At 51.3% G+C, this 4936-nt stretch carries 4 protein-coding genes and 1 pseudogene; 3 read left to right on the forward strand and 2 right to left on the reverse strand.

Annotated features, from left to right (window positions below):
• The coding region (locus QZ554_RS08090) for an aspartate ammonia-lyase (RefSeq protein WP_297195696.1) at window positions 1-1132 on the reverse strand (1132 nt) is incomplete at its 3' end.
• Between the two features lie 87 nt (window positions 1133-1219).
• Window positions 1220-1345 (reverse strand): hypothetical protein, encoded by a 126-nt coding sequence (locus QZ554_RS08095; RefSeq protein WP_297195697.1) that lies wholly within the window; start codon window positions 1343-1345, stop codon window positions 1220-1222.
• An 835-nt stretch (window positions 1346-2180) separates the two neighbouring features.
• Here QZ554_RS08095 and QZ554_RS08100 point away from each other — a divergent pair.
• The 3 genes and pseudogenes from QZ554_RS08100 to QZ554_RS08105 all read left to right on the forward strand — a co-directional run.
• On the forward strand, window positions 2181-2684 hold the full coding sequence (locus QZ554_RS08100) for a T9SS type A sorting domain-containing protein (RefSeq protein WP_297195698.1): 504 nt from the start codon (window positions 2181-2183) through the stop codon (window positions 2682-2684).
• A 261-nt stretch (window positions 2685-2945) separates the two neighbouring features.
• A pseudogene (locus tag QZ554_RS08300) lies at window positions 2946-3188 on the forward strand (SpvB/TcaC N-terminal domain-containing protein); the annotation flags it as partial.
• Window positions 3189-3506: 318 nt separating this feature from the next.
• Window positions 3507-4936 (forward strand): VCBS repeat-containing protein (locus QZ554_RS08105; protein ID WP_297195699.1); only part of this gene is annotated, 1430 nt, incomplete at its 3' end.

Raw genomic sequence — 4936 nt, forward strand, 5'->3', positions numbered from 1 at the left:
TGGACTCGAAGCAGCACTGAGCCATGACGGGCTCCATAGCGTTGAGCTCCATCTGGGAGGCATCGCCAGCCATGGTGACGCAGAGGTCGTTACCGATGACCTTGTAGCAGACTTGGCTGGCTACCTCGGGGATGACGGGATTGACCTTGCCGGGCATGATGGAGGAGCCTGGCTGCATAGCGGGTAGGTTGATCTCACCGAGACCGCAGCGAGGGCCACTGGAGAGGAGGCGCAGGTCGTTGCAGATCTTGTTTACCTTGACTGCGATACGCTTCAGTGCAGAGCTGTAGCCGATCATCTCGCTCGTGTCGCTGGTAGCACCGACGAAGTCTGGGGTGCGGGTGATGTCCCAGCCCGTGATCTTCGCTAGAGCCTCGGTGCAGTAGTCTGCATACTCGGGCTCGGAGCAGATCCCTGTACCGATAGCCGTGGCGCCCATATTGATGGCGAGGAACTGCTGAGCGGCGAAGTCGAGGTTGGCGATCTCGTGCTCGAGGATGGAAGCGAAGCCCCCGAAGGTCTGCCCAAGGGTCATAGGCACAGCGTCCTGTAGCTGCGTACGTCCCATCTTGAGCACGTGAGCGAACTCGCTAGCCTTCTTGCGCAGGGAGTCGATCAGCTGCTGTAGGTGTGGACGGAGCTTGAGATGCGAAGCATAGAGACCCATGTGGATCGCTGTGGGGTAAGCATCGTTGGTGGACTGGGAGCCATTGACGTGGTCGTTGGGGGAGAGGAACTGGAACTGCCCAGGCTCGTGCCCCATGATCTGTAGGGCGCGGTTGCAGATCACCTCATTGGCATTCATGTTGGTCGTCGTACCTGCGCCACCCTGGATCATATCCACGGGGAAGTGCTCATGGTGCTTGCCCTCGAGGAGCTCGTTGCAGGCCTGTACGATAGCGTCCTTCTGGGCATCAGTCAGGAGTCCTAGGCGGTGATTAGCGATGGCGGCGGCTGCCTTCGTCCAGGCAAGGCCGTGGATGAAGAGGGGGTAGTCCGAGAGGTGGAAGCGGCTGATGCGGAAGTTCTCTTCCCCTCGTAGGGTCTGTACGCCGTAGAGGTGCTCGTTGCTAATCTGACGTTCACCTATCAGATCGCTTTCGATACGAAAGTCTTTACCTGGGGTTGCCATAGTCTCTGTATTATCAGTTAGAATGTTATATATGTATATGATTATGGTGCTAATATCTCTGCAGGCAAAGGTACAGAATTTTCCTTCCTAATAGCCCACTAGATAGGGATCGCTCCAGCGCTCTCTGTGCTCAAACGCTCCCTTTCCTCTCGTTAGGCGACCAAACCGCCTTTTATTGCGCACCTTCCCCACCTTAAAGGCTTCTTTTCCCATGTATCTGTGGTAATCTGCTTGATCTCCTAAGTGTATATTTAGGTGCAATAAAGCCCCCTTTTGCCCTAGCCTTCCCGAGGCCTTGACCTCGCAGGGGCTAGGGCAAGCTGTCTGCGAAGGTCTCCCCTCTGCTACGGGGGCGAAGTCTCCACGGCTACTATCGGGGTATCACAGCCTCTGTTGGCTAAGTCTCTTCCCCTCCGTTGTGCATGCGGTGCCCACACTGCTGTGGTCGGGGTGTTGGTGGCTCTTTCGGGCGGGTTGTCGCCTTCGCTCTAGGTGGGTTTGGGCTACTGCTCTGGGGGCGGGATTGTGACGGCTGTGGGGAGTGAGTTGTGGCGGTTAAGGTAATGCTCTACTAGACAGGCTGTAACGCTCATTCCGAGAGCCCTGCTATAGAAGTAGTAATGAACGCAGGAGAGGACTCGGTAAGAGCGCACTCGTCACCTTACATAGGTGATGGGAGCGTTCATACCGAGAGCGCAAGTGCGCTCTCGGTATGAACGTTTTGGGGCTCTCGGAGAGTTTGATATAGAGGTAGTTAGGAAGGGGATTTTTCAGAGGGGCTAACCTCCCTCCCAAAGGTAGGTGCTGGGGGAGATTTGGATGTGTTGTTGCTGGAGGAATAGGTGCGTCAAGAGGTGGGCAACGGGCTCTATTGGAGGCCTAACTTAGGTGGAGTGTGACGCCCTCCTTAGGGCTACTTCTTTGTATGGGATAGGTGTTGTGTAAGGTGCTTTGTTTCAGTAAAATATTTAAGATATAGAGCGCTTGTGTTTATCCCGAAGAATATCTACATTTGTGGCATATACTAACCATACTAATCAGTCCTAATATGAAGTATCTATATCTTATTATTCTATTGCTACTCACGGTGAGCAGCCTCCGCCTCATGGGGCAGGGACGGGTGCGTTTTGCCTATGATGCAGCAGGAAATAGAGTTCGTCGTGAACTAGTCGTTGGCTCGAAGAAGCCCAAGGGACTTCGTACATTGAGTACAGATAGTACACAACAGACTACATCTGCCCTTGAGCCAAAGGATGAGGCGGATCGTCGTCACCTAAGTGGTCGGGATTATGTTACAGAGACCATTGACCGAGGTCAGGTTCGTATCTACCCCAATCCCACCGAAGGCGAGCTGACGATCGAATTCCTTGGTTATCGCCCTGAGCAGCGTGCAGTCCTGGTGGTCTATGACCTCTTCGGCCGGGTAGTCGTGAGACGGGAGGTCGCCTCCATGACGACCATGCTTGATCTCTCAGGACAGAGTGCAGGCCTCTATGTCCTGCATCTCATTGTAGGGAAGGATCGATCTGCGTGGAAGATCCGAAAGAACTAATGAACCGAACTAATACTACACAACCATACAACTATGTCGTCCTATACATTACGTCTTATCCTCCTCGCTGGGGGATTCTTCTGCTTCTGTGCTAGTAGTCTGTGGGGGCAAAATAAGAACGCACTAGACTCTACGGTACAAGTCCAAAGCAATGGAGATACAATCATCACGTATTCAGCCTCGGTCTATGATTATGGAAAGTTGAAGACTGCTACACCTCTCAAAAGCGCAAAGAAGAGCTCTGATGCACGAGCTTTGGGAATGGAAGGGGGAAAGGAGGGTGGATATCCAAGAACTTCCCCTACTCGCTATGTAGGAGAGACCTTAGCTCCTAGTGTCTGGACGCCCCCTATTCCCTACACTTCTGGTCAGACTGCGACCGGGGGGCTTAGCTACTCTATCCCGATCACTTTAGGTCCTTTGGTACAGCTAGCTCCGACTCTGAGCTTGGTCTATAATAGCCAGGCCGGAGATGGTGTGGCTGGCTATGGGTGGAGCCTAGCTGGTCTGTCAAGTATCCTTCCGATAAATAAGACTATTCATTTTGATGGAGGAGCAGGTAGTCCCACATGGTCTCCTAGCCCCCTGTCGTGGGAGGCAATAAGCCTTGATGGGGTTCGCTTTGTGCCCAATGTTGATCACGTCCTTCAGGGTGACTACCCCATGATTACTGAGCAGGGGAATATCCTCGGTAGAGTGCGTGAAAATGGCTATGAGGTACGTTACCCCAACGGAACAGTGGGGATATATGAGCTCAATACCTCGACCCCGAGACGGTATGGAGCCCCTCTCAGTAGACTGACGGATCATCTAGGTAATAGTGTGACCTTTGCATATGATCGAGTAGCAGGGATAGACTATATCCAAAAGATTGTCCTTCACCGGATAGATGGAGGTCGAGGTGGAGAGCAAGCCGAGCGGGTAGAGTTCTTCTATGAAGATCGGAAGGCATTCACAGAGGGCTATGCCTATGGGGAGCCCGTGGCTCAAAAGAAACTCCTTAAACGTATCATCGTCTACTCCGGAGGAGAGGAACTTATGACCTACGAGCTACAGCACGAATGGAAACAAGGACGCTACTACGTAAGGCAGATCGGATGTTCGTCTCATGGCAATAAGCTCAATCCGATACGTCTACGTTACCAATATGACAAGGAGCCAGGAGAGGAGAGCACTCTTACCGCAGGGGCGTCTGTCCTTCTTGCATCCTCATTTGACCTTGATCGAGAAAAGCAGATTATCCAGCGTGGACGTCTCATGAGGGGGGAGGGGAATGATGGCCTTATTATCTATCCCAAGAAAGATACCTATGGTATAGTGCGTACGCTCAGACGTAAATTTTTAGGTTCAACCATTAGTGAGACTCACGAGTATGGAGGGCGGTATCCAGCGGAACAATCAATACTCATAGCTCCCTCCCTATCTGAGTATACTGGGGTAAACAAATTGATTGCAGGGAAGGGCTTTCAGGAGTTACGAGCAGTAGATATCGATGGAGATGGGTTGGATGAGCTGGTAAAGCTTAATCTAAATGGGGTAGCATGCTATCCAACGAAGGGAGTTCCAATCTTCATACCTGACTATCGGACAAAGCTACAAATAACGGTCTATCACCCAGAAGCTAATTGGAATAAGACTTGTTCAGAGGCAAAGACCTTTGAAGTGACAATCCCAGGATGTGTTTCTAATAGTGATTTTATTAGTCCACAACACCTATACTTTTATTGGGGAGCTTTCCTAGGTGATGGTAGGGCTCAGCTTCTCATTGCCTCACCGCATAAGAATGCGGCGGGAGTGGAACAGAGCTCAACATTTACACTTGTAGACCTAGAAGAGCAGAAGATCCTCTCTCAACATAAACTCTTTGATGTAGAGGATGTTGATGTGCAGAATATCCATGTCATTGATGTGGATGGAGACGGCAGGAGTGATCTCTGTCGAGCGAAAGATGGACACCTCATCTGTTATAGTATGGGGCGATCAGATAAGACTTTTCAGCAGCTGTCAGGCTGGGGGCGTGATGGGCAAGATCAGTTCCCCAACTCTTCGTCCCTCCATTGGTGTGACCTTAATGGGGATGGGCTTATGGATGCTTTTGTTCCAGTGAAGTATTCCCATTGGGAATGGGAAGATAATCCTGACCCGAATAATGCTGAATACGAGCGAGGCTGGTTTGTGTTTCACAACGAGGGCTCTAATTGGCATTTTTATATCAATACGGGACGAGGCTTTAAATCATATGAACAAAGCTT

It is taken from the genome of uncultured Porphyromonas sp. (assembly GCF_915070105.1).
Taxonomy (GTDB): domain Bacteria; phylum Bacteroidota; class Bacteroidia; order Bacteroidales; family Porphyromonadaceae; genus Porphyromonas.

What these genes read in the sequence shown, in the direction of transcription:
- QZ554_RS08095 (WP_297195697.1), bottom strand. Translation starts at nt 1,345, where the DNA reads ATGGGAAAAGAAGCCTTTAAGGTGGGGAAGGTGCGCAATAAAAGGCGG.
- QZ554_RS08100 (WP_297195698.1), top strand. Translation starts at nt 2,181, where the DNA reads ATGAAGTATCTATATCTTATTATTCTATTGCTACTCACGGTGAGCAGC.